We start from the raw sequence: 23,652 nt of genomic DNA, 5'->3' as shown, positions 1-23,652 counted from the left end.
ATTAACAAGTTTATTGTTTCAGTTATGGGTCGTTGTCTTGAACGTAGTCGAAAGGTCCATTTTGCGATATCTCGACATTTAGTTTTTTAGCAATTCAATGGATGCTCCTTTTTCTGAAAGTTGAATGGGTACAATGCTTTCTCTCCCTTCGTCGAGTTTAAGGGAAGTTAACTTTTTACCGTTCACGTTTACTTGATAGGAAGAGCCAGCGGTGCCAGTCAGCTTCAGGTCGAAGGTATGAAGCGTTCCGCTGATATTATCGACCTGTAATTTTATCTGCTTAACATTTTTATCTGTGATAATGGGCGCTTCGGCGAAGCGGTCCCTACTCAATTCTACCATCAGTCTCTGCTGCCCGGTGAAAATGCCAAAGCGAATATTTAAGCCATCCTGGGGAACGATATGCAGCTGTTGCTTATGCTCTTCCAGGTTTCCTCCATAGCCTATCCAGCCGAACAATGGATCGTTGGCAATCAAGGTTGCGGCCATCCGCATGATGGCTCCATTTCCGAGATCGATTTCACCATCGTAGTTCCAGGGACCTCTCGGTACGCTGCGATCTTTGAGCCAGATGCGGCCATACTTCTTCGTGTTGAAGGCCCATCCTGTAGCACCATCATTTTCCTTGCCTGGATACCAATAGCCGTAGTTGCTTTCGGGTGTGCCTGAATTGATCAGGGCATAGGAGCTTAAATAAGATGCGTAGCCCAATTGTAGCCAATCCCAGGGTTTTTCAGCGAAATGAATGCCATAGTCCAGAATGCTCCAACCGCCCATTCGTGCCATATAGCTCAATCCCCCGCCTTCAGAGTCGTCCGATCCTAGGGCATAGTAAGAGGGGGTAAGCCAGCCCCTTACGGCAAGCCCAGCCCATAATTGTTCGTCCATAAATTTACGGCTATCTTTTGGAGATACTTCGGGATGGGAATACCATTTATGCAGATTGCGATCATACCAGAGTTTTTGATCGGGCTTCATCTGCGTAACTACACCATATTTTGCAAAGGCATAGCTTGATTCGAAAGCGGTACGATCTATACTATATTCGGAACGGTAGGGGTATGGGTCATCGTAAACAAAGTACTTCACTTTTTTCTCCCATTCGTTCCGGAGCCATTGGGCTGCTGCTGTTCTTCCATATCGCTCAAGATCGGCCATCAGCGGAACCAGCACCAGCTCATTATAACAACCCCATTTATAGGTGTCGTACCAGGAATTGATTTCATAAGGATATGTAAAATAGGCTCTGGCGGTTTGATAAGCTCTTTCTAGATAGGCCGCAGCATCTAAATACTTTACTTTGTCTGGATAGTATTCCGCAATTTGGAAAAGATGGTAATACAGCATGAAAATATGGGGATAATCATAGGCCCGCCATACTTTTACTTTATCGAGATTGTAATCCCTAGAGCGAAGACGAAGAGCGCTATCGCGTGCCTCATGCCAGTTCGGTACGCCATGTATGCCATAAGGATAGGTTTCTTTATCTGTGCGCTGCAATCCTCCCCACAGGAAATGTTCGACGTAATATTCCAGCGAAGCAATTTCTTGGTCTACCGGATCATAAACATTTTTCGCAGCGACAAAGGGTGCTTTGCACAAAGCTGGGTCGTCACTGGCGAGTACATAACCCCACCAGAAATCAAATCCGTCTGTATTATCAGGGCCACGGAGTACTTTGTTTTTCATGTCCCAGATGGAATACAGACCATTATACCATTTTGAAGGATCGCGATGTTGTTGCTGCTGTGTGATAAAAGCAGTCCTTTTTTCGATCAAGGTTTTCAGCGCTTCGGTTACAAAAAATTCCATGATCTGCTGCTCACCATGGTTATAATAGATCGTAAGTTTATTTTCGCCTAGCCGCGCAAAGTTCACTTCATAGAGATGTTGTTGAGGAATGGCTGTAGAGCGTGAACGCAGCTGCGTGTGTTCCTTAAACTCGGGAACGATGGAATCGATGACCGCTTTGGTACGCAGGGCAAAGCGACCGTTCCATCCGGTGGGCAAGGTCATACCTGGGCTTACGCGGATATCGATCAGTCCTTGTTCTACTAATATGTTGCGGAGTTCTTCGTAACTGTTTACCCACTCCATATGAAAGCCATATTCGCGGCTGTGGCCTTCCTGCTGTACTCCGTTCAGATGGGCAGAGGTATTTTCCAATCGCCAGCTACCTTCCTTTACCTTAGCGGCCGCAACGGCCGAATGGACAAACACCCGATATTGGCCACCTTCGCTTTCAAAATATTCCAGACGGGTGCCTGGTTTAGCTGAAAATAGTAGGTAGGGGCCCTTTCCATTTGCACGGGTGAAATAAATATAGGATCCATTGCCCGTTAAGAACTGATGCTTTAAAAATCCTTGCTCAAAAATTTGTTTCGGATCCTCTCCGCTGGGTTTCGACCATGGGAGCAATATAGATAAGTCGCCCAGTGTAAGGGGATAGTGCATCTTTGTCTGAACCTTGATGTCTAAATCCAGCCCTTTGCCACTTTTGGTAAAAATCCGTTCCACTTGAATGGGCATACCTGCCTTGTAATCGGTATACACAATTTGATTGGGCGATTCCACCCGCATGCTGTCCACCCAGTCATAATGTTCTATCCAATCACCATCCGGATGCATTTGATAAAGTGCCTTCACCCGCCCCCATACCCGTCCTCTACCTATGATATTGGATTGATAAGGATCCTGCGGATCGCTCAGCTGTGTCATGCCTGCGGACGAAAACCTGGCCAATAATTGCTCTCCATTAAATTCGGCATGCTGCTCCTGAGCCATGCTTGAATTGGGTATGTAGAAGAGGGTGCCGTACAAAAAAAGCAGGCAAAAAAATCCTTTATGTATATTATTGCTCATGGAAAGAATATCTTCATCATAATACATGAAAATCTGAAGGGATCAGATCATTCCCAAAGATAAGACATACCTCAGGGCATAGTCTGTGCAGAAATTAACCAATGAATATCATTTATTGTTCGGTTTTGATTTTTTCTGCACGTCTTCTCTATTTTTTGATTGGGTTAAGTTAAAATGACAAAATAATCAACTGATACGATGATGAACTAGCTCATCAATCTGGTAATCCTATATAATCGATCACTCCATTCGTAAGCTTTTTATCGGGTTTTACAGTTGCAACCCTAATAGAACGGTAGCCTACAGTACATGCTGCAATTACAAAAGTTATACCGACTGCACTTATAAATATTTCCCAATCGATAGGAATGCGATAAGAAAAATCTTGTAGGTACTTATCCATTCCCCACCAGGCAATCGGTGCTTCTTAAAGTGCATGGCTCCTATTGATCTATACCTACCCGGTCGAGCGAGATACTAGCGTCTTTGGCAGAAATCAGCGTTCTTTTTTTGCTGTGTAATACTATAGGAAGCCATTGATATCTGTTGGCAAATGAGCCACATGATGATGTTGTTATTATTTAAATCTTCCATTTTTTTAGTGTTTACAAAGATGACAATCGAGTTGGTGAAATTGGACATATCGACGTCAATTTTGGAAGGGAAGCTAGAAAGGAATATAGTTGAATATTATTAGGCGCCTAAATAAAATGGTAATTGTTGCCGTAGTTCGTTTTGATCGATCAATTCAGGGTCTTGGAACTGTTTACGAAGCAAATACATAGGAAATCTTAACTGCAAATGAGTGGTCTCTACTATGGCCTCGTTTGATGAGAAATAATGATGCTTGTAATCACCTACTAAAGAGTCGATCTCCTGCAGGCGGATTATCAGTTCATGAATAACAAAAATAGGTATCTGTATGTCAGTTATTTTCTTCATGTTATTTAACAAAATATTGTTATTAACTTAATACAAGTTTAACCATTTAATTTGATTTTTAAAAACAAAATTCACACACGATAGCTTATCATCAATAAATTGGTCAATAATTATATCTTCTAGCTTAGCAGGTATTATTCATTTTCAGGATCGAGCGCGCCACCGGCATAGATCGTAAAAAAATCCTTTTTATAAACATCGCCCAATGGAACCTCAAATTCACCTAAATAGATGCTTCGGTGATCAAATGAATCAATATAACCTATATTTACTACATAGGATTTGCTAACCCGTAGAAAAAGATGCTGGGGGATCTTTTGGTGAATGGTCTTCAAGTTCATGGCGGTAATGAGTTTCTGGTTACCCACATATATCACTACATAATCTTTCAGGCCCTCAATAAATTTGATATCGCTGAAGTTTATGCGATGGAACTTGCGGTCAGATTTAATTAGCAAAAAGTCAGCCGTATTGGTTTCTATGGTGTTCTTCTCCGTATTATCCGAAAGCAGCTGTTTGTATACTTCTGCTTTTTTTATTGCCTTTTGAAGTCGGTTTTTTTCGATAGGTTTGAGCAGGTAATCAATTGCATCCAGCTCGTAACTTTTTAAGGCATACTGTGGGTAGGCTGTTGTAAAAATAGTAAGGGCCTGTTTGGGTAATTGTGCAGCAAATTCCAGCCCAGTTACCATCGGCATTTCAATATCAAGAAAAATAAGGTCTATTTCATTTACTTTTAAGAAGCTTAACGCAGCAGGGGCATTGGGAAACTTTCCCAATATTTCTATTTCCGACACTTCTTTGATCAGTGCCTGCATTTCTTCCCTTGCCAATGGTTCGTCGTCTACAATAATACAATTCATATAGGTATGGTTAATTTAACATCATATTCGTTTTCTGTGGGAGTGATCTTAAGAACGTGTTTGTTGCCATATAAGAGGTCAAGCCGTCTTTTGATATTCGCTAATCCCAATCCGCTGTGTTTTTCATCGATGGGTATATAGAGGGGATCTATCGAATTCACGCAGTGGAAATGAACTTCATTATTTTTAACTTCAAGGTTGATCTTAACATAGGACGCTGCTCCGCTGATATTTACGCTATGCTTTACGGCGTTTTCTACAAAAGTGGTAAATAGGTTAGGAGGCAAAAAGATGTGATTTAACATCGGAGGATCTGTGCTATTGATGATGTCAACCGAAAGGTTATCTCTTCTGAGTTTTTCCAGGTCAAGAAAGTTGGATAAAAAATTGATCTCCGACATCAGTAAAGTCTTCTCTTCGTTGTTCTCATAAAGCTGGTAGCGAAGGAATTCGGATAGTTTCATGATGACCGTAGTGGCTTTCTCTGGATTGCCACGTACTAGCGCTTTGATCCCATTAAGCATATTAAAGAGAAAATGAGGATTGATCTGGTTTCGCAATTCGCTGAGCTCCATGCTTAAAGTGAGGTTTCGCAGTTCGGTAATTCTTTCTTTATCTCTCATCCACCGCTGAAACAATTTGATCGTTGTGGTTATCAGGATGACAGACACCAATATGATGGTGCCCTCATAGGATCCCATTTTATAATCATTTCTTTCATGCATATATGTTCCCAGTTGCGCTGCAATGAATGTCGAATCCAACGCGCTGGACATCAGTATCTTCCCGATTAGCACTAATAAAATCAAGAGTGCCAAATAAACGATGTACCGGCCCCTGAAGAAAAAGATGGGTACCAAGACATTCATATTGACGTAAGACATCGTTATTAGGGCAGTGGATATACATAGCAGTCTGAAATAGCTGTATGCGCCGGAGTAATCTGTGACTGCAGTCGAGAATGCAATGGTCACAACCGTGCCAAGTAAAAGTATGGCATGGCGTAAATACCGGTACCGATTAGCAACAATCAGCTGTATAATCTTTGTTTCCTTTTCTAGACAGTGGTCGTATTTCATGGATTTCAACAAAGATAAAAGGAATATATCCGACCTGCACGGGAAATTATACCAAAACCCTTTTCTGTTATACTAAATGCTGTTTCTAATGATTTTAGTATAAAATGTAACAGGTTTGGTATAAAAAGAAAAAATGGCTAGAACGTTATTCCTTTCTTTGTTCCGTTTACTAGTTCGAATGGCTATCAAATTAATAAAAAAACAACGGCAATACATCGTTACACAGCACATATGGATGGATACATACTTTAAAGATTAAATCAATAAACTAGATGAATAATACGAAAAAAGCAAGCCTCCTTGTGTTCGGTATGCTGACTATCTGCGCAGTACCTTCTTTTTCACAAAGCAAAGACGGTATACCGAAAGAAAAAAAAGATTCCGTTAACATTTCAAAAAAGGCAGTGGCTTATGCGGCCGACAAATTCGCCATTGTTCGCCCTTTGAACATTGAATTCGCCCATAATGCTCCCTATAAATTTACGTCAGACAAAGGGCCTAACTCAATCCCTGAAAGTAAAGTGAATAAGTTTGCGCAGGCAAATATTAGTGCCAACTTTAACTTCTTAAAAAGGAAAAACTGGCTCCTCGGTGCCGCAGCTGGTTATAGATATGTATCACTGGAAACCGATTTGACACTGCCGGCGTCGGCAGGTGTCAAGACCGTAAACGAGGATTATCATTACCTCTTTTCGGCAGTTAACTTTACTTATTTCTCCAAGCTGTTCAATAAACGGATGATCTATACCTCTAGCTTGCTGGTGGATGGCAGCGACCAGCATTTTGAAAGGGTGAAGGGCTTATTAACAGGAACAATGGTGCTGAAGGCTAATGAACGCACTAAATTGATGGTGGGAGTGGTTGCTAATATCGATCCGAGTGCCCAAACTCCTTTTATACCAACGTTCTCCTACGAACATAAATTCAACAACGGCTTAATTGCAGATATTGTACTGCCAAAAAGTGCGTATCTCCGGAAATATGTGCTTACCAACGGAAGGATATCATTGGGAACGGAGCTAAATGGTACTTCCTTTTATGTGTATGATATAGACGGCACCGCACAAAGATTTGAATACCGGCAGTTGGATATCCATTCGGGATTGATGTACGAGCATATTGTGGCAAAACATTTCATTCTTACAGCAAAGACTGGAATGAAACTGACCACATCCGGTAGGCTATTCAGAAAAGAAGATTCGTTCGGGGATCCTGTGTTCCAAATAAGTCCAGACCCTACATTTTACGTGAACGTAGGTGTATCGTTCAATCCATCCTCATTTTTAGCGAAGAAAAAATAGAGTACAATTAATTGCTGTTGTAATCATGATAAAAGTTTTCAGAACAGATGTAGCATATGCTCGGGAGGTATCAAATATTGTTGATGGCCTCTTGCGAGACTATCCGTGTATGAGAATTAATTTTGATCTCGAGGATGAAGATAGAATTATGCGGATTGAGGGAGCTGCCTTTAAAGTGGAAGATATAATAGCACTTCTCAAAAAACATGGCCATCGCTGCGTTGAACTCCCCTTTGATTTAGAGTTGTAAGACCCCTGTTGCTAAAGAACTTCTTTCCCTTTCTAATTTCGACTGCCAAGATATACGAGAAATTCTCGTTGCAAGTTGTTATGGTTAGCTCCAAGTTTTTTTGCGCTATTGACACGACAGTTAATACGTTGAACCATTACGTTGTTTTCGTATTATTGTAATATGAACAGTCTATGTTGAAAATTTCATTTTCACTACACAGATGGTCCGCCAGCTGGCGGATTAAACATGGTAAGCTCCATCTGACCGATGGATAAAAACCGCTATGCGGTTCATAAATGCCAATAGTGAAATAGCATTGACGAATAATTAGAGTATATGAAACACCTATGGCTTTTGCTGACTTTTTTTTCTTGCTTGCAAGAGGTGACAGCGCAATTCATTCCTTTGGATAGAAAACGACATGCCGACAGCTTAGAGCATGCGATGCGTACAGATCCTTCGGATAGCTTGAAAGCCCGTGCAGCCTACCTCTTAAGTGAGTATTGGGGAAAGGAGGATACTTCTAAGGCGAAAGTATACTTAGCTAATGGGAAAAAGCTTGCAGGTAACTCTCCCTATGCCAGGGCGCTTTATCAACATTATATTGGGCAACTCTATTTTAAAACACGGCCCGATAGAAGTGAGCAGGCCTATTTAAGGGTGGATTCTATTGCTGTAGCCGAAGGCCTGCGTTTTAAAAGTGCTTATGCGCTACTAGCAGCTGCATGGCATAACTATTGCGTACTGCAACAGATGAAGGATGATACGGAAGCCGTGCTCAATGCTCTACGGGATAAAGTGATCGTATATACGCGCAAGGCGGAGCGGTACGAGCAGCTTCCTGATCTGTACGCTTCCGTAGGCATGCTTTTGGACAACGAGCTGGAATATGATAAAGCGGCCACTTATTTCGATCAGGCGATCGCCATGTTAGATACGGTATCGATAGATAATGCACAGCAGGCTTATATCCTTTCGTTGGTATCGAGCAACTACCTCGCACGTAATAAACTTAATGAGGCTAAGCATTATCAAGATCGTGTAAAGGTCTTGCTGCACGATTTCCCCGAATCGGTATATTATATGGAATATTTGCTCAATGAGACGGATTATTACAGCAAACGAAAGCAGTATAATGAAGCGCTCCGTTGCATTGACAGCGGGTTGGTGCTGGCCCAACGTATCGCTGGCCCGTATGACGTGGAGCGCTTTCGTAATAGGCAGGCAGAAATATTTGCCCTGCAGGGAAGGCACCGCGAAGCAAAGGAGGTACTGCTGGCAATTGCGCAACAGCCTACTACGCCCTTTGCTACGACAAGGATGATGTACTATCAAGATCTGGCAAAACAGTATGTAAAATTGGGTGATTTTAAGGAGGCTTACCGGTGGAACCAAGTTTATAGCGATATCAGCGATAGTCTGAATAAAGCGAAACTCAAGGAGAAAATATTTCAATGGGAAACTAAATTCAGGACTGCTGAGTCGAAACTGGAAATTGCTTCGTTGAAATCACAGAAATCAGCAGCGCAATTGGAAGCCAAAAATAACAGGCTATTTAACTGGGTATTAGGGCTGGGCTGTCTTATGTTGCTTTTGATAGCTGCGTTTTCGGTTGTATATTACCGAGAACAAAAACGTTCAGGAATACAGGAAGCTCTCCATCATAAGCAGCAGCTTAAAGAACTGGAACAACAGCGTGAGCTGGCAGTTACGAAGGCAGTACTTGAAGGAGAAGAGGGGGAGCGAAGACGCATGGCGCGTGATTTGCACGACGGATTGGGGGGAATGCTTGCAAGCGTAAAAATTCATCTTTCGGGATGGGCTGCTAAACTGGTGGAAATTCCGGAAGAACAGGAATTTCATCAAGTGGTAGAGCAGCTGGATGGCTCGGTAAGTGAGCTAAGACGAATTGCGCGTAACATGATGCCGGAAGCACTGTTGAAATTCGGGTTTGAGGCTGCTCTAAATGATCTCAGTGTGTTTTATACAGACAATAGCGTTCAGGTTTATTTTCAACCTTTTGAGCTGCAGAAAAATAACTCACAACAGGTACAGGTCACTATTTATCGCATTGTGCAGGAATTGATCGCTAATGCGGTTCGACATGGGCGCGCAACGAGAATTGTGCTTCAATGTATCCAACAGCATAAAACCTTTTTGATCACGGTGGAAGATAATGGGATAGGCTTCGACCAGACGATACTGCAAGAAAAGGAAGGTATGGGATTGATGAATATTAAGAGCAGGGTTTCTTACTACAAAGGTACGATGGAATTGATCACCGCGAAAGGTGAAGGAACCACTGTACACATCGAATTATGTGACTATTGAAATGATCTTGCAGTAATGGAATAGCGATGGAAAGTGTCGAACCATTGCTTGACATGGTTTAAAAAAGACTAAATTGCCCATGATGATGAAACAAATCACTATCAACGGTAATAACATTCACAACATAGCGTCCTTCTATGCCGAAATCAATCGGGTATTTATGGCAGAAGAACAATGGCAGATAGGCAATAGCTTAGATGCTTTTAATGATCTTCTATATGGTGGGTTCGGAGCAATAAAAAGCGACGAGAAAGTACAATTGATCTGGAATAATATGGATAAAAGTAAAGAAGTATTGGGCTATGAAATAACTAAAGCTTATTACGAGGAGAAGCTGAAAGCTGGCTCAACTTTTAACAGAGAATACTTTCGGGAGAAATTAACGACTTTGGAAGATGGTCGGGGCGAAACGTACTTTGATATCTTAATGGCTATTATTGCCGAACATCCGAATATCGAGCTGGTTGTGTAATGTTTCAGCGTGGAGTAAGAGAAGCTGCACAAAAGGCAGCTTTTCTTTGAGCATTGTACTAGTTTGCATCTCGCAGCGCTTTGATTTTATCATGAGCGCTTCTTATTTCTTCTGACTGTTTTGTGACCAATTGTAAGGCTTCGCCTGTTATGGAGCCGGATTTCAACGCATTACGGTATGCTTCCTTAATGGCATCCTCACCGCGCTCTGCTTCTTCTAATATGCTTTTACGGTCGCGCCCTCCGAACAATGCTTTTACATCGATCCAAGCACGATGCAAATTGCTGGCTACGCTGGTGCCTGTTTCTGCTTCGGCCGCATGCTTACTTACAATTGCTGTAAGTTCTTGGCTGAATTTCCGGCTTTGGCCTGTATATTCCTGAAAGAGCGTTTTCAGATCAACATTTTCTTCATTAATGTCTGCTATTGCTTTTTCGAAACCGGCTATGCGGTCATTATTGATTTCAATCAGATCATTTAAAGTTGAAATCGAATTTTCTGATGTTAACATAGATGTGTATTTAATTATTAGTTTTAATTTTTTTCTATTAATTTAATAACAACATGATGTCAATTTGGTTTGACTCAATTGTACTAAAGGAGTTGATGTATATATAAACGTTACATGGTAGCTACTCGTTGTTGTTATTAGTACCAAGACATGAGTATCAAGTAGTAAGAAATTATTCGTGTTATTGATTATTCCTTGCGGGGAGGGAAATTGAAATGGCAGTGCAATTTGATACAGCAAAAGAATAAGAAAAATTACTCGTTAAATTACGCAAACGGTTGCGTTTGTAACTGGTTTGTTATACTGTTTTTTTTTCTCTAGCATTGTAAAAGAGCTAACTAATCATACCTGTTTTAAGCTGTGTATTTTGAAACAGTCATTGTCTGTTGTTATATGGGGCAGTTTATGTATTTATTTGGGTAAAATTTTTGAACGATGAAGGCCTATTTTAATCCGGATGAATCTATCTTAATCAAGAAATTGGCAATTGGTAATGAAAAAGCATTTTACAGCCTATATAGTAAATATTTTAAACAGATCTATTCATTTGTATTAGATTATGTTAAATCTCCCGATTTGGCGCAAGACCTTTGCCAGGAAATCTTTATTAAAATTTGGAATGATCGAACAAACATGCTGGAAGTAAGGTGCTTTAAGGCCTATCTTTTTACTATTGCCCGCAATCATACCTTAAATAACCTCAGAAAGGTGGCCAATTCACGTGCGGTAATAGAAGAGGTCTTCAGTCATTATCCTGTAAATGAAAAGACTACTGAAGACGATCTGCAAATGAAAGAATACCAACGTTATTTGCAAGAAACATTAAATAGTTTGACACCAACCGCTCGCAGAGTATTCAAATTATGTCGAGAGGAACAGAAAACGTATGATGAAGTGGCTAAAGAAATGGGTGTGAGCAGAAATGCCATAAAAAAACATATGGTACAAACGATGAAGACGTTAAAGGCATTAGTAGAGGGTCCGCTGGAAGTGCATTGGTGTGTCTGTTTCTGGATATTTTATACTATTTATCTTAACTTTTAATTTTTTTAAAAAAAGTTGTTTCGCTTAGGTACCCTAAATTCTTACTCAAGTGTCTTAATTAGAAGTGCTGGACAAATAGCATAGAACAAATGGACAAAGACACTTTTTATAGGAACCTGATTCGTAGGTACCGGGATGGCTTGGCTACTGATGAAGAGTTGGAAGTCTTTGCTCAGCTCCTTCGATCTGGAGAAATCGATGCTCATTTGGCTGAATCAATGGACCAGCAGCTTTATAGCGGTCAAGGTAAAAAGAGAACATTCCGATTGACATATACATACGCCGCTGCTTTTATTCTATTTTGTATTTTAGGGTATATCGTATTTTACTATCAAAGACAGGGGCATTATGCAGCACCGGCAACGATCGCAGGCGATATTCACGCAGCAAGTAACCAGGCGATATTAACGCTAGCGGATGGACGAAGGGTTAAGCTGGATGCTACTGTAAATCGGATTTCTGAAAGTGGAGGCATCCAGATCTTAAATGATAAGGATGGTAAAATTAGTTACTACATTAATCCTGAACGGGAAACTGCTGAACTATATCACGAAATATCTATACCGAAAGGCGGAAAATATCAGCTTGCACTAGCTGACGGTACAATGGTATGGCTTAATGCTGATACAAGACTTAAATTTCCTGTTCAATTTAATGAAAAGCAGCGAGAGGTAGAGCTCGTTGGCGAAGCTTACTTTGAAGTTAAACAGCCTGTTGATAAACGAAAGGGCGACAGCCCATTTATTGTTCACACACGAGAACAAAATATCGTGGTATTGGGAACTAGCTTTAATGTAAAAGCATATACGGAAGAAATAAATGAGGTGTCAACACTTGTAACAGGTCGTGTTAAAGTAATGAATTCCAAAACAAAACAATCGAAATTGCTCGAGCCAGGGCAACAGTCGATCATTAATGGGACAAAGCCAGATATCGCTATTGCCGAGGCAGATATGGAAGAAACGCTAGCTTGGAAAAATGGTGATTTTGTTTTCAATGAAACGTCGATACGAGAAATTATGAATCAATTAGGTAGATGGTATAATGTTGAAGTAGAATTTAATGGGGTGAAGAATTATTCATATAATGGATATATACCTAGAAACGTCAGTTTATTAAAGGTCTTGGAAATGATGGAAAGGACTGGCGAGCTAAAATTTGAGATTAACAACAAGAAGATTTACATAAAAAATAAGATGCCTATGTAGAAAAAAGACAAAAAAACCGGACGCGATGCCCCGCATCCGGTTTAAAGTAATAACATGTCAATTGCTTAAATTAAATAAACTAATCGACTAACTTAATTTCACAAATGTATGAATTTAACCATTCAATGCAAAGGAGGGTATTGCCTGAAAAGTGGCAATCTCAATCGATTTTATTTTCGATATAAATTATTAAAAATCACTAAGTTAACTTTATTTATTTTGCTGATTTCACTACTGCAGGTCTCTGGTAAGGTGTTCTCACAGGAAATTAATCTTTCTGTTAAAAATGCATCCTTAGCTTCCGTTTTAAAGAGTATCAGTAAACAGAGCGGATACCGTCTTTTTTATAATAGCAGTTTACTGGAAAATGCTAAACCCGTTTCCGTTAATTTACAGAAAGCGTCATTGGAGGAAAGCTTAGCAGCAATTTTTACAGACCAGACGCTTGAATACAGTGTGGAAGACCAATCGATTGTAATACGAAAACACCTGGCCAAAACACCAAACGTGCCACAAATCAGCGTACAGCAATTGGCAGTGACCGGTTTAGTGAAGGACGAAGCGGGATTGCCGTTGGCGGGTGTAAATGTACAGGAGAAGGACATGAAGAACGGAACGATGACCGATGTGGAGGGCCGGTATCGCCTAAGTTTAAGCAAAAGCGGTGCGGTGCTCGTGTTCAGTTATATTGGTTATTTGCGACGGGAGATAACAGCAGTTGGCAGCGACCTTGATGTAGTGCTACAGCAAGATTTGGCCAACCTAGACGAAGTAGTGGTGGTAGGCTATGGTACGCAGAATAAGGCGCTCGTAACAGGTGCTGTTTCACAAATTAGTGGAGAAGTATTACAGAATAGACCGATTTCTCGCGTCAGTCAGGCTTTGCAAGGGCAGATGCCGGGATTGAACATTGTTACGGGAAGTGGTGGCGGTGCGCCAAATGCTACACAGAGTATCAATGTACGTGGGTACACCGGATTAGGAACTACCGGTGGGCCACTTGTGGTAATTGATGGTGTGCAGGGTGGAGATATCAATGCGCTTAATCCGGATGATATTGAGAACATATCCGTGTTAAAGGATGCTGCTTCTTCAGCTATTTATGGGTCTAGTGCGCCATATGGCGTTATCCTTATCACCACAAAACAGGGAAAAAAGGGGAGCAAACCAGCAATTACGTATAACAATACATTGGGATTGGCAGCGCCCATTAACTTGCCAAAGATGCTGAATTCGTTAGCGTTCGCCAATCTTTATAATGAGGCAGCTGTAAATGGGGGCAGGAGTGAAATTTTTAATCAAGAGACGATGGATAGGATCATCGCCTATCAAAATGGTTCCCTGAATTCCGAAACCATCGTTAATCCACAAGCAGGTACCAATGAATATTATACTTGGGATAAGGGAAATGCCAATAACGATTGGTTTGACGTCTATTTTAAAGATCTAGCTTTTAGCCAGCAGCACAATGTAGGGGTTTCTGGTGGTTCTGAAAATACCAACTACTATGTTGGTTTAGGGTATAATGATCGTGCGGGTATGTACAATTACGGAAATGACAAGTATCAACGATTTAATGTGCGCACCAATCTTACAACTGCTGTTGCAAAATGGTTGGATTTCAGCTATCGCGGAAGCTTTTCAAAAGAACTCAGTAACTCGCCCAATACGTATTCTGGCAAAACGGGAGGTAATTATATGCATCAGATTGCCCGTAAATGGCCCACTGTTCCACTCCTTAACCCAGATGGAAATTATTCAGATGCCAGTGATGTGTTGCTTCACGAGCTCGGTGGACGGACAAAATCGACCTTGGATAAAGCTTTGCTAACGGGCGAGTTTATATTCAACCTAGCACCGGGGTGGACTGCGACGGCCAACTATACCTTCGATGGTACATTCCAAGATGAAAATTCACATACGAAAACACTTTATTCTGGACGTCCTGATGGTACGCAATATCAAATAGGGGGTACGTACCCCAATGGTTTCAGTAGATCCAATTACCGTATTCAACATCATATCATTAACGCTTTTACTAAATACGAAAAACAGCTGGACGATCATTTTTTTAGTATAATGGGAGGTTTTGTCCGGGATTATACCGATTATCAACGATATGCTGCTAGCAACAACCAACTCTACTCGGATAATATACCGGCCTTGTCTGGTACGTATGGTCCTGCTCCTTCATTAAGCGATTTCACCCGTAAGCTCGCGTCTGATGGTTTTTTTGGAAGGGTTAATTATAATTACCAACAGAAATACCTCTTTGAATTTAACGGTAGATATGATGGTACCTCGCGCTTTTTAGGACCTGTTCGCTGGAAGTTTTACCCGGGGGTGTCATTGGGATGGAACCTGGATAAAGAGGTGTTTTTTGAATCCATTAAAACCACCGTTAATAGTTTTAAATTGAGAGGATCTTATGGCTCACTCGGCGATCAGGCCTTTATTGACACTGATCCCAACAATCCTAATTGGTATCCTTTTTATCCTAACCTAGGCACAGTGAGCCCACCTACAACAAATTGGTTGTTTGGTGGAAATCAGCAAGCGGCTGTGTCGCCACCTGGATTAATAAATCCTGATTTAACATGGGTTACAACTACAACATTAAATATTGGTGCAGATATGAGCTTTTTACGGGAACGCTTAAGTGCTTCTTTCGACTGGTACATCAGAAAGGCCAATGATTTCGCTGGCCCGGCAGAGGCTTTGCCCGGTGTATTAGGGGCTACACCTCCAAGTGCAAATAATGCTGGCATGGAAACAAGGGGTTTCGAATTAAGTTTACAATGGCGCGATAAAATAGGGGAAGTCGCTTATGGTGTAAGAGCTGTGCTAAGCGATTACCAAGGTAAGGTAACAAGATATCCTAATCCAACTGGCTTGAATTCTACGTGGTATGTAGGGCAGCAAATGGGTGATATATGGGGATATACCACTTACGGCCTCTTTCAGAATCAAGGTGAAATCGATGGAGCACCTTCTCAACAACGTATTTCTGGCCAAACATGGAAAGTCGGTGATGTTCGTTATGTGGATGTAAATGGAGACGGCATGATTGATTTCGGAGATAATACTATTTCCAATCCCGGTGATAGAAGTGTTATCGGCAATAATACACCGCGCTTTGCTTATGGTTTTACGGGTGATGTAAACTGGAAGAGCGTTGATTTCACATTTTTTATTCAAGGTATTGCTAAACGAGATGCCTGGATTGGTTCCAATTATTTCTGGGGCATAACAGGAGATGAATGGCAAAGCTCTGTTTTTGATGTGCATAACGACCGTTGGAGCCCGGAAAATCCGAACGGTTATTTCCCGAAGTTTTATCTAACTGGTGAAAATGGAAAAAATACCCAAACCCAAACGCGTTATCTACAGAATGCGGCATACATGCGATTGAAAAATGTACAATTGGGCTACTCCCTACCGAAGTCTTTATTGGATAAAATAGGATTCAGCAAGATACGGTTTTATATCAGCGTAGATAATGTCTTTACCATTACTGATCTGATCAAAACAATGGATCCCGAATTATCTATTAGCGACGCTAAAATATATCCTTTGCAGCGTACCTATTCCGCTGGTGTGAATTTATCCTTTTAAACAGCTTATTCTAACAATATGAAATTACTACATGCAACAATTTTGGTTCTTTTTTGCTACGGCTGTTTAAGTAGCTGTCAAAAAGATATACTCGAACAGACTCCCGGAACCAATATTAGTGATGCCGATTATTGGAAAACGGCTAACGACCTAAAACTCTATGCCAATAATTTTTACAATAATATGCTTCCAAACTACAACGGCTGGGGTTCTACGGGTATTTATGGTTTAGATGCGGATGGCAGTGACAATATGATTGCTACGACTTATAATTCAGCTTTGAATGGCGAGCGAGTTGTTCCGGGTAATGGTGGTGGCTACGGTGATTATGCTGATTGGAGTGCATTACGAAATGTAAATTATCTGTTAGCGAACTATACGAAAGTGACGGAACCTTTTGACGTGATACAGTCGTATGTAGGAGAAGCGCTATTTTTTAGGGCATACTTTTACTTTGGAAAACTCAAGCAATTCGGCGATCTGCCATGGATCAATATACCGTTGAATACCGTATCTGAAGAAGTGTTCAACGAACGTTTGCCGCGCAATGTGGTGGTTGATTCGATTATGAGCGATCTAGATAAGGCCATAACGTATTTGCCAACAAAGGGCTCTGCCGAAGTCTCTCGCGTCAATAAAGAAATTGCGATGCTTTTTCAGGCAAGGATAGCCCTCTTTGAGGGTACTTGGGAGAAATACCATGCAGGAACTGTTTTCGGTGTGGAAGGATCTGACGGACGTACATTCCTGGAAAAAGCAGCAACCGTTAGTGCTTCGCTTTTGGATAATAGTGGGGGCTATACCTTATCGGAATTTTCGGATGCTAATGGTTATTGGAGCCTGTTTAATCAAGTGAACTATGCTTCCAATAATGAGGTGATGCTCTGGAGAGCCTTCGATCTTGGTCTTAGCCTAGGACATCGCTGGCACCGTTATACCATTGGTGGTGCCGGACGCGGCGCAACAAAGGATCTGATAGATGCTTATTTATGTATAGATGGTAAGCCAATCGGATCGAGTGATCTTTATCAGGGAGATGCTACCTTGGTGGCGATGGCCACCAACCGTGATCCGCGCTTACGACAGACGATTTATATACCAGACGGAACGCATGTTATAACGAACAATCGTCCGGGGGGACAGGAGCCTGTACTCTTTGAATATCCTACTTTTGACGTTGCCAATGAAAATAAATCACTCACGGGATACCAGATTTATAAAGGGCATAACCCCGATTATAATCAACAGCAAGACCTTGGTACTACAGGGCAAATCATCTTCCGATTTGCCGAAGCACCTCTTATTTATGCGGAAGCGAAGGCAGAGTTAGGCGAGTTTAGCCAGTCGGATGCCGATAGGAGCATTAATTTGCTGAGAAAAAGGGTAGGGATGCCCGGTCTGATCGTGGGAAGTATTGCAAACGATCCTAACCAAGAATTTACCGGTATCAATCCACTGCTCAATGAAATTCGCCGGGAAAGACGAGTGGAGCTCGCTTGTGAGGGCTATCGGTCGGACGATTTGTTTAGATGGGCGGCTATAGACGAGAAAATCAAAGGCTGGAAACCTAAAGGGGCAAAAAGAGCACAGTGGGAAGTGGCAGGTGTACCGCAAAACATAGCGGATGCTATTAAGAGTTTTCCTGTGGATGCAGAAGATTACATCGAGTACTATCAAAACGTAGGTGCATTAGGAGCTGGCTATCAATTCAATCTTGGAAGAGACTATTTATCGCCTATTCCGCTTGATCAGATTAGTTTGAACCCAAAAATAAAACAGAATCCGGGCTGGTAATGATTTCACTACTATGTCTTGATACTTGATACTAACATCTTGATACTAATTAATTATGAAATTAAACGAAACGATTAAAGGAGGCATAGCCGCAACTTTGTTATTCTTGAGCGGGCTTCTTCCATGTGCTGCCTGGGCGCAGGTATCTGCGATCTTGGTAGATCCGCTAGAGAAAGTTTTTCCTGAAACCATTTTCCCCAGTGAAAACTTTAAGGAAATTGATGTGGCAAGGGGAGAGGTTGCCAGCGTCCAGCTTGTATTGCGCAGTCAGCAAAACAAGCATGAAGTGAAATTGACCATAGAAGTGCCGGAACTACCGAATGCGGCAATTTCGTATGGTCCCGTTGGTTATGTACGTGCAGAAAGATCTTATACCGATCCTGCTGTTGATCGGCTGGTATCAAATACCGGATTTTATCCGGATCCTATATTGGACAAGCAACCTATTAAGCTGGAAGCGGGCGTAGCGCAAGCTTGTTTCTTAACGATTCCCATCCCCAAAGAAACAAAAGCTGGAAGCTATGAAGTAAAAATAAGCGTGCACGAAGGTGAAGAGATGGTACAAAAATCGTTTCTTATTCATGTTCATAACGTTGAATTAGAAAAACAGCGCTTATGGGTAACGAATTGGTATAGCCTAGACCCGAAGCGTTTAACGTTGCTGAACAAGGGAGAAAAAGTGAAGCCATACGGAGAGTTGTATTGGAAATTAATAAAAGTATTGGCCGACAAAATGGCGAGCTATGGGCAGAACGTTGCCCTTATCTCACCATTGGATTTAGCAACGTATAAGAAAGAGGGTGATCAATTTGAGATTGATTTTTCAAGGTTCGACCAGACGGTTGAAATTTTTAAGAACGCTGGTGTGCTGGGCAGAATTGAAGGTGGCCATATTGGCCAGCGTGCCGGCGATTGGACCAGCCCTTTTATCGTACGCGTACCTGAACCTGGTGCAGATTCTACAACTTTCCTGTCTTTACCAATCCAAGATGCCCGAGCCAAAGCGTTTTATGCACATTTTTTTAAAGCCTTATTAGCGCATTTGGAGCAAAAGGGATGGTTGACAGATTACTATCAGCACATTGCCGACGAACCGATTGGCGAAAACAAGCAGTCTTATATAGACATTGCAAGTTATGTTAAATCTATTGTGCCGTCCATCAAAATCATGGAAGCTTGTCACAGCAAAGACCTTGCGGAAACAATTGATTTATGGGTGCCACAACTGGATTTTCTAAATAAAGATTTTGCCTTTTACCAAGATCGTAAAAAAGCGGGCGATGAAGCCTGGTTCTATACGTGCTTGTCGCCTCGGGGCAATTATGCGAATCGATTTATAGATCTCCCACTCATCAAAACGAGGCTTATCCATTGGATAAACTACAAATACCAAATTGAGGGTTACTTACACTGGGGGCTAAATTACTGGAATGATGCCCCTTTTGTAGAGACGACAGGGATCAATAGTGAAGGGGGAAATATTCTGCCTACGGGAGATTCCTGGATTGTATATCCAGGTTACCAAAAGTTATATAGTTCAACCCGGTTAGAAACCATGCGGGATGGTATTAACGATTATACGCTTTTGCAGATGCTTGAAGCAAAAAATCCGGTACTGGCCAAAAAGATCATCGACAGTATGGTGTTTAGATTTGATTGGTATGATACGAGTATTAGGCATTTTAGGACAGCGAGAAAGGAAATGTTAATAGCTCTAGAAGAATAATTAGGCCACATTGTAACGGAGTATTCCATTTTAAGGGTTCTCGTTTATATTTGTACAATGAACGAACGCCTTCTGGATCATATTGCTCGGTATGTAACACTTGATCTTTCTGAACAAGAATTGCTTTTTAACACACTCATCTTGAAAAAGTTGAGTAAAAATCAATATCTATTAAAAGAAGGAGATATTTGTAAATACGACTATTTTGTTATCCAAGGAGGTGTTCGTCAATACGAAGTCGATAAAAATGGCAAAGAGTTGATTATTCATTTTGGTTTTGAAGATTGGTGGATAAGTGATAAAGCTAGTTTATGGAATGAAACGCCCTCCATTTATAACATAGAAGCACTAGAAGACACCAGCGTTCTTCAGATAAAGAAAGAGCATTTAGAAAAACTATTTTCCTTGAGTCCAAAATTAGAGCATTATTTTCATCTGGTATTGCAGCATACTTTTGCTATATGGCAAAATAAAATATTATTCCTTCAAAAGCCAGCAGAGGAAAGGTATCGTCTGTTTCGGGAAATGTATGGTCATATTGAACAGCGGATTTCGCAACAATATATTGCTTCCTACCTTGGTGTTACACGCGAAACCTTAAGTCGACTGAGAAGCCAACTATTTAAAAAAGCTAAATAGTGAATCTGAACGACAAGCTTTTTTGATAAATGTCACAGTTTGCAAGGAAACTGGTGTCCTAACTTTGTGCCATAAAATAATTTAATTATGTACAGAGAAATTATCAATCAAATGGTGGCCACAAACGATAGCTGGACAGGCTTGGTGCTGCGATTAACATTGGGAGGCGTGCTTTTTCCGCATGCGGTTCAAAAATTATTTGGATGGTGCAACGGGCCCGGGCTATCGGGTGAAATGCATTTTATGACTCAAATTGCTGGATTATCCTCCTTTACTGCTATCACAGCCATTGTAATAGAATGTGGAGGCATGTTCTTGCTCCTTACAGGTGCCGGTACTCGCATTGCTGCGGTGGGAATATTTGGCCTATTTATTGGCATGATTGTGTTTATTCACCGGCCAAATGGTTTTTTTATGAATTGGTTTGGCAGATTACCGGCAGGAATGGAAGGATTTGAATATCATCTATTGGTGCTTGGATTATGCATGGCCATCTTTATAGAAGGGGGAGGTAAGTTCTCCGTTGATAGATTGTATTTTGAATAACTTGAAATTGGATCTGTTGCAATTTAGTTGCGATTTTGTTAGCGCGTGGCTATATTTACTGCCGGTTTAGGCCGGTATGGGTGGTAATAAATAGTTCCAGATGAAGATTATTCGACAAATAATAGTGCTCTTTTTGATGTTCTTTGCATTGAACAGTTATGCTCAGGTAAGGGCAAGATTGGTGGTATCAGAAGGCCCTGGAAGAAAAGACACCATTTTTCGTTTAACGGATGGTAGCCAGCAATCGTATCTTCCTGTTACTGTCCTCAAAGGACGAAAAGAAGGGCCCGTTTTCAGTATGATTGCAGGTATTCATGGATATGAGTATCCTCCCATTGTTGCTTTACAGGAGCTATTAAAAGAGATTGATATCAATCAGTTAAAAGGTACATTAATCGTGGTGCCTATTGCCAATGTGGAGGCGTTTTATAATAGAACACTTTTTGTCAACCCCTTGGATGGGAAAAACCTGAATAATGCATTCCCTGGTGCTGCTTCAGGTACCATAACGGAGCAGCTGGCACATTGTATCTCCAACGAAATTATTGATCAAACCGATTTTTTTTTGGATATTCATGGTGGAGATGCAAGTGAAGATCTTTTACCTTTTGTATGTTATTACGATCGAAAAGATATTCCTGAAAAAACAGCACAGGCCAAGGAGCTTTCTGAAAAATCCGGATTTGATTACGTGGTTTCTTATCCCTATACTATAGGCGCTACCGAGCCGGCGAAATATGCTTTTAAACAAGCCACTCAAAAGGGCATCACGGCACTTAGCATTGAAGCAGGTAAATTAGGAACTGTCCAACCTGAAAATGTAGCCGTCATTAAAAAGGCCGTTTATAATATGTTAATACAGCTCAATATGTATGAAGGAAAAATTAAGCCAGTTTCGTCCCATAAAACACCTGTCTACTTGAATAACCAAACGTATGTAAAGGTTCCCCAAAAAGGCATTTTTTATAGTGAATTCAAAAGTGGTGGCAAAGTGAAGAACGGCCAGATACTGGGTTATATTACCGATGAATTTGGGAATAAGCTGACTGAAATAGTAGCTCCTACAAGTGGCATCATCTTATATAAAGTCGGGACACCTCCTGTAAATAAAGATGAAACATTATTTTGTATCGGATATAATGGTGGATAGCTATGAAATAGCTTCTTAACATCACAAAATAGATAATAGCACTAATCCGTCCTCAATTCCATTTGAATATTACAGCGTTTATTTTATAAGGCAAGGGCTACATAAGTTGCAGCCCTTTAAATTTATTTCCTTAGTTTCATCAAAGCCTCTATATAGTAGTAATCGGCATAAGCCAGCGGAACATCGATTTCGTTTTGATGTGGAAGGCTACCCACGCTGTGTTTTAAAATAAACCCTTGATTGGTGCCTAAAGCTGCCCGATAAGGTGAATTGCTCAGGTTTTTAACAATCGTTTCGGCAGTCTGCCGGTAAGTGGCTGATGCGTCTCCTTTAGTTTCTTTGGCCAGATCGATCAGCGCCGAGGCAATGATTGCCGCTGCAGATGCGTCTCGGTAGGTATCTGGAATGCCCGGTGCATCGAAATCCCAATAAGGAACTTTATCGGCCGGCAAACGGGGATGCTGCAGGATAAAATTGGCAATATGTTCTGCTTGTTCTAAGTAGCGTTTCAACCCTGTTTCGCGGTAGCAAAAAGTATACGCATATAAACCCCAAGCTTGGCCACGCGCCCAAGCTGAAGAATCTGCATCGCCTTGTGCGGTTTGGTGGTGAAGTGCGGCTCCGCTTTCTGGGTCATAGTCTACCACATGATAGGAACTATAATCTGGCCGGAAATGATGTTGCATGGTTTTATCGGCATGCGAAACGGCAGCCTTATAAAAAGTGGAGTCACCTGTATACTGAGAGGCTTTAAACAACAACTCGAGATTCATCATATTATCGATAATAACGGGGTATTTCCAGCCCTTCTCTTTCTGCCAGCCTTTATCAGCATCCCACGAAAGGATGGCCCCCACCTTTGGGTTATAACGTTTCATAAGTGATTTGGCTGTTTGTACCATAACAGATCGATAGGCGGTATCGCCTGTAATGCGGAAGGCATTGCCATAGCTGCAATTGATCATAAAGCCCACATCGTGATGCCCGGAAAAAAACTGGATGGGTTTTAGGAGCTCGGTCCAATGGATGGCCTGCTGCTTTAATGTATCGTTTTTACTGAACTCATACAGGTACCATAAGCTTCCGGGAAAGAAGCCGCTGGTCCAATCGTAAATGTCCGACTGGGTCATGCGGCCGCTCTTGTCGACCGATTTTGGCAGGCGATCTTTTTGCAAAACGCCTAAGGTATCTAACATATGCTGGGTTTGCTTTACTGCAAAATGTAACCCATCATCCGGATCGCTTGCAGGCTGCTCCTGCTGGCAGCCTACGATGAGTAATAAGAATAAGATAGCGTGGATTAATTTCATCTGTTTATTTTTTCTTAATGGTTTGTG

General features: G+C 41.4%; 19 protein-coding genes. 12 read left to right on the top strand and 7 right to left on the bottom strand.

Annotation, left to right across the window (positions count from 1 at the left end; all coding sequences use genetic code 11):
• Positions 1–78 precede the first annotated feature (78 nt).
• The 5 genes from BMY50_RS13945 to BMY50_RS13925 form a co-directional block, all read right to left on the bottom strand.
• Complete coding sequence (locus BMY50_RS13945; protein ID WP_139202260.1) at positions 79–2,862, bottom strand: DUF5695 domain-containing protein; 2,784 nt, start codon at positions 2,860–2,862, stop codon at positions 79–81.
• A gap of 214 nt (positions 2,863–3,076) precedes the next feature.
• Positions 3,077–3,265 carry a hypothetical protein gene (locus BMY50_RS13940; RefSeq protein ID WP_093325447.1) on the bottom strand — a complete coding sequence of 63 codons (189 nt, stop codon included), beginning with the start codon at positions 3,263–3,265 and terminating at the stop codon, positions 3,077–3,079.
• A gap of 290 nt (positions 3,266–3,555) precedes the next feature.
• Positions 3,556–3,804 carry a hypothetical protein gene (locus BMY50_RS13935; protein ID WP_093325443.1) on the bottom strand — a complete coding sequence of 83 codons (249 nt, stop codon included), beginning with the start codon at positions 3,802–3,804 and terminating at the stop codon, positions 3,556–3,558.
• Between the two features lie 134 nt (positions 3,805–3,938).
• Entirely contained in the window at positions 3,939–4,667 is a 729-nt protein-coding gene (locus tag BMY50_RS13930) for a LytR/AlgR family response regulator transcription factor (protein ID WP_093325440.1), read from the bottom strand.
• The gene (locus tag BMY50_RS13925) at positions 4,664–5,746 is read right to left on the bottom strand and encodes a sensor histidine kinase (protein WP_093325436.1); all 1,083 of its coding nucleotides are present in this window, start codon (positions 5,744–5,746) and stop codon (positions 4,664–4,666) included. Before BMY50_RS13925 ends, BMY50_RS13930 begins: the two co-directional genes overlap by 4 nt.
• 272 nt (positions 5,747–6,018) lie before the next feature.
• Here BMY50_RS13925 and BMY50_RS13920 point away from each other — a divergent pair, with 272 nt between their 5' ends.
• The 4 genes from BMY50_RS13920 to BMY50_RS13905 all read left to right on the top strand — a co-directional run bounded on the left by BMY50_RS13920 (position 6,019) and on the right by BMY50_RS13905 (position 10,082).
• Positions 6,019–7,047 carry a hypothetical protein gene (locus BMY50_RS13920; protein ID WP_093325434.1) on the top strand — a complete coding sequence of 343 codons (1,029 nt, stop codon included), beginning with the start codon at positions 6,019–6,021 and terminating at the stop codon, positions 7,045–7,047.
• Positions 7,048–7,072: 25 nt separating this feature from the next.
• The gene (locus BMY50_RS13915; RefSeq protein WP_093325431.1) at positions 7,073–7,297 is read left to right on the top strand and encodes a hypothetical protein; all 225 of its coding nucleotides are present in this window, start codon (positions 7,073–7,075) and stop codon (positions 7,295–7,297) included.
• A gap of 318 nt (positions 7,298–7,615) precedes the next feature.
• The gene (locus BMY50_RS13910) at positions 7,616–9,610 is read left to right on the top strand and encodes a tetratricopeptide repeat-containing sensor histidine kinase (RefSeq protein WP_093325429.1); all 1,995 of its coding nucleotides are present in this window, start codon (positions 7,616–7,618) and stop codon (positions 9,608–9,610) included.
• Between the two features lie 79 nt (positions 9,611–9,689).
• Positions 9,690–10,082: a barstar family protein gene (locus BMY50_RS13905; protein WP_238383766.1), complete on the top strand. Its 393-nt coding sequence runs from the start codon at positions 9,690–9,692 to the stop codon at positions 10,080–10,082.
• 58 nt (positions 10,083–10,140) lie between these two features.
• Here BMY50_RS13905 and BMY50_RS13900 read toward each other — a convergent pair whose 3' ends face one another.
• Positions 10,141–10,593 (bottom strand): ferritin-like domain-containing protein, encoded by a 453-nt coding sequence (locus tag BMY50_RS13900; RefSeq protein ID WP_093325426.1) that lies wholly within the window; start codon positions 10,591–10,593, stop codon positions 10,141–10,143.
• A gap of 435 nt (positions 10,594–11,028) precedes the next feature.
• Between BMY50_RS13900 and BMY50_RS13895 the strand changes: the two genes are divergently transcribed.
• From BMY50_RS13895 to BMY50_RS13860, 8 genes are all read left to right on the top strand, one after another.
• On the top strand, positions 11,029–11,637 hold the full coding sequence (locus tag BMY50_RS13895) for an RNA polymerase sigma factor (RefSeq protein ID WP_093325423.1): 609 nt from the start codon (positions 11,029–11,031) through the stop codon (positions 11,635–11,637).
• An 89-nt stretch (positions 11,638–11,726) separates the two neighbouring features.
• On the top strand, positions 11,727–12,845 hold the full coding sequence (locus BMY50_RS13890) for a FecR family protein (RefSeq protein ID WP_093325421.1): 1,119 nt from the start codon (positions 11,727–11,729) through the stop codon (positions 12,843–12,845).
• Between the two features lie 108 nt (positions 12,846–12,953).
• Complete coding sequence (locus BMY50_RS13885) at positions 12,954–16,460, top strand: TonB-dependent receptor (protein ID WP_093325418.1); 3,507 nt, start codon at positions 12,954–12,956, stop codon at positions 16,458–16,460.
• A gap of 18 nt (positions 16,461–16,478) precedes the next feature.
• Entirely contained in the window at positions 16,479–18,254 is a 1,776-nt protein-coding gene (locus BMY50_RS13880) for a RagB/SusD family nutrient uptake outer membrane protein (RefSeq protein ID WP_093325416.1), read from the top strand.
• 55 nt (positions 18,255–18,309) lie between these two features.
• Positions 18,310–19,980: a DUF4091 domain-containing protein gene (locus BMY50_RS13875; RefSeq protein ID WP_093325413.1), complete on the top strand. Its 1,671-nt coding sequence runs from the start codon at positions 18,310–18,312 to the stop codon at positions 19,978–19,980.
• 57 nt (positions 19,981–20,037) lie between these two features.
• Positions 20,038–20,619 (top strand): Crp/Fnr family transcriptional regulator, encoded by a 582-nt coding sequence (locus tag BMY50_RS13870; RefSeq protein ID WP_093325410.1) that lies wholly within the window; start codon positions 20,038–20,040, stop codon positions 20,617–20,619.
• Positions 20,620–20,706: 87 nt separating this feature from the next.
• Positions 20,707–21,165 (top strand): DoxX family protein, encoded by a 459-nt coding sequence (locus BMY50_RS13865; RefSeq protein ID WP_202907843.1) that lies wholly within the window; start codon positions 20,707–20,709, stop codon positions 21,163–21,165.
• A 100-nt stretch (positions 21,166–21,265) separates the two neighbouring features.
• Positions 21,266–22,315 carry a succinylglutamate desuccinylase/aspartoacylase family protein gene (locus BMY50_RS13860; protein WP_202907842.1) on the top strand — a complete coding sequence of 350 codons (1,050 nt, stop codon included), beginning with the start codon at positions 21,266–21,268 and terminating at the stop codon, positions 22,313–22,315.
• A 122-nt stretch (positions 22,316–22,437) separates the two neighbouring features.
• On the opposite strand, the gene BMY50_RS13855 is transcribed toward BMY50_RS13860, so the two are convergent.
• A complete protein-coding gene (locus BMY50_RS13855) occupies positions 22,438–23,625 on the bottom strand; it encodes a glycoside hydrolase family 88 protein (protein WP_093325404.1) in 1,188 nt (395 codons plus the stop codon).
• Between the last annotated feature and the right edge of the window lie 27 nt (positions 23,626–23,652).

The organism is Olivibacter domesticus (assembly GCF_900109575.1).
GTDB classification, from domain to species: domain Bacteria; phylum Bacteroidota; class Bacteroidia; order Sphingobacteriales; family Sphingobacteriaceae; genus Olivibacter; species Olivibacter domesticus.
This window is presented reverse-complemented; position numbering and strand designations above follow the sequence as displayed.

What these genes read in the sequence shown, in the direction of transcription:
- BMY50_RS13945 (WP_139202260.1), bottom strand. Translation starts at nt 2,862, where the DNA reads ATGAGCAATAATATACATAAAGGATTTTTTTGCCTGCTTTTTTTGTAC.
- BMY50_RS13940 (WP_093325447.1), bottom strand. Translation starts at nt 3,265, where the DNA reads ATGGATAAGTACCTACAAGATTTTTCTTATCGCATTCCTATCGATTGG.
- BMY50_RS13935 (WP_093325443.1), bottom strand. Translation starts at nt 3,804, where the DNA reads ATGAAGAAAATAACTGACATACAGATACCTATTTTTGTTATTCATGAA.
- BMY50_RS13930 (WP_093325440.1), bottom strand. Translation starts at nt 4,667, where the DNA reads ATGAATTGTATTATTGTAGACGACGAACCATTGGCAAGGGAAGAAATG.
- BMY50_RS13925 (WP_093325436.1), bottom strand. Translation starts at nt 5,746, where the DNA reads ATGAAATACGACCACTGTCTAGAAAAGGAAACAAAGATTATACAGCTG.
- BMY50_RS13920 (WP_093325434.1), top strand. Translation starts at nt 6,019, where the DNA reads ATGAATAATACGAAAAAAGCAAGCCTCCTTGTGTTCGGTATGCTGACT.
- BMY50_RS13915 (WP_093325431.1), top strand. Translation starts at nt 7,073, where the DNA reads ATGATAAAAGTTTTCAGAACAGATGTAGCATATGCTCGGGAGGTATCA.
- BMY50_RS13910 (WP_093325429.1), top strand. Translation starts at nt 7,616, where the DNA reads ATGAAACACCTATGGCTTTTGCTGACTTTTTTTTCTTGCTTGCAAGAG.
- BMY50_RS13905 (WP_238383766.1), top strand. Translation starts at nt 9,690, where the DNA reads ATGATGATGAAACAAATCACTATCAACGGTAATAACATTCACAACATA.
- BMY50_RS13900 (WP_093325426.1), bottom strand. Translation starts at nt 10,593, where the DNA reads ATGTTAACATCAGAAAATTCGATTTCAACTTTAAATGATCTGATTGAA.
- BMY50_RS13895 (WP_093325423.1), top strand. Translation starts at nt 11,029, where the DNA reads ATGAAGGCCTATTTTAATCCGGATGAATCTATCTTAATCAAGAAATTG.
- BMY50_RS13890 (WP_093325421.1), top strand. Translation starts at nt 11,727, where the DNA reads ATGGACAAAGACACTTTTTATAGGAACCTGATTCGTAGGTACCGGGAT.
- BMY50_RS13885 (WP_093325418.1), top strand. Translation starts at nt 12,954, where the DNA reads ATGAATTTAACCATTCAATGCAAAGGAGGGTATTGCCTGAAAAGTGGC.
- BMY50_RS13880 (WP_093325416.1), top strand. Translation starts at nt 16,479, where the DNA reads ATGAAATTACTACATGCAACAATTTTGGTTCTTTTTTGCTACGGCTGT.
- BMY50_RS13875 (WP_093325413.1), top strand. Translation starts at nt 18,310, where the DNA reads ATGAAATTAAACGAAACGATTAAAGGAGGCATAGCCGCAACTTTGTTA.
- BMY50_RS13870 (WP_093325410.1), top strand. Translation starts at nt 20,038, where the DNA reads ATGAACGAACGCCTTCTGGATCATATTGCTCGGTATGTAACACTTGAT.
- BMY50_RS13865 (WP_202907843.1), top strand. Translation starts at nt 20,707, where the DNA reads ATGTACAGAGAAATTATCAATCAAATGGTGGCCACAAACGATAGCTGG.
- BMY50_RS13860 (WP_202907842.1), top strand. Translation starts at nt 21,266, where the DNA reads ATGAAGATTATTCGACAAATAATAGTGCTCTTTTTGATGTTCTTTGCA.
- BMY50_RS13855 (WP_093325404.1), bottom strand. Translation starts at nt 23,625, where the DNA reads ATGAAATTAATCCACGCTATCTTATTCTTATTACTCATCGTAGGCTGC.